Source organism: Hymenobacter lapidarius (assembly GCF_001816145.1).
GTDB lineage: Bacteria > Bacteroidota > Bacteroidia > Cytophagales > Hymenobacteraceae > Hymenobacter > Hymenobacter lapidarius.
Window position 1 is genome coordinate 1 of record NZ_MDZB01000031.1, and the last position, 927, is coordinate 927.

The 927-nt window shown below is 64.9% G+C and carries 1 protein-coding gene; it reads left to right on the forward strand.

Annotated features, from left to right (window positions below; genetic code table 11):
- Positions 1–109: 109 nt before the first annotated feature.
- Positions 110–922 (forward strand): IS5 family transposase, encoded by an 813-nt coding sequence (locus BEN47_RS01180; RefSeq protein ID WP_070724377.1) that lies wholly within the window; start codon positions 110–112, stop codon positions 920–922.
- Positions 923–927 lie beyond the last annotated feature (5 nt).

The window sequence follows — 927 nt, forward strand, 5'->3', positions numbered from 1 at the left end:
AGAGCCTATCCGGAAAATAAGGAAGTTGTAGCCAGGCGCGAGAATTTTGAGGTTACCACACCTTACAAGATTCTCGTTGCGCCCGACTACAACCGACTACGAAGCTACCATTCACGCCGATTTTTTGCCTTTCCCCGCCCTCTGGGCCGCTGCCGAGCCGTTGTTGCCGGAGGCGGCCAGCGGCCCTGGCAAGCGCGGCCGGCCGCGGACCTGTAACCGCCAAATGTTCTACGCCATGTATTACGTGTTGGTCACCGGCATGCAGTGGAAAGCGCTGCCGCGTTGTCTGGGAGCGGCCTCCACGGTCCACGACCGGTTCCGGGAATGGACCCGCGCCGGGGTCTTTAAACAGCTATGGACCAGCGGCCTGGTGCAGTTGCAAGCCGAAGGTCGTCTGGACTGGGACTGGCAATGCTTGGACGCCTGCCAGACGAAAGCGCCGCTCGGCGGGGAAGCCGTCGGCCCCAATCCCACGGACCGGGGCAAGGGCGGCGTCAAGCGCCACGTGCTCACCGAGGCCCAGGGGTTGCCCATCGGCGTGGCCGTGACCGGAGCCAACGTGCACGAAGTCACGCAGGTACAGGCCGTGCTCGACGCCATGCCCGTGCTGCCCCCGCCGGCCGAAGGCGATTTTGCCCCCGGTTTCTGTGCCGACAAGGGCTACGACGCCGAGGCCGTTCGCCGGCTGCTGGCCCAGTGGGGCTACCGGGTGCACATCCTGAGCCGGGGCGAGGAAGCCGACCAATGCCGCACCCCCGGTTACCGCGCCCGCCGCTGGGTCGTCGAGCGCACCCACGCCTGGTTTCACCGCTTCCGCCGCTTGCTCATCCGCTGGGAAAAGAACGTCGCTCACTACGAAGCCTTCCTCCACCTAGCTTGCGCCAACACCGTCTGGCGACACTCCCTCTTATTTTTCGGATAGGCTCT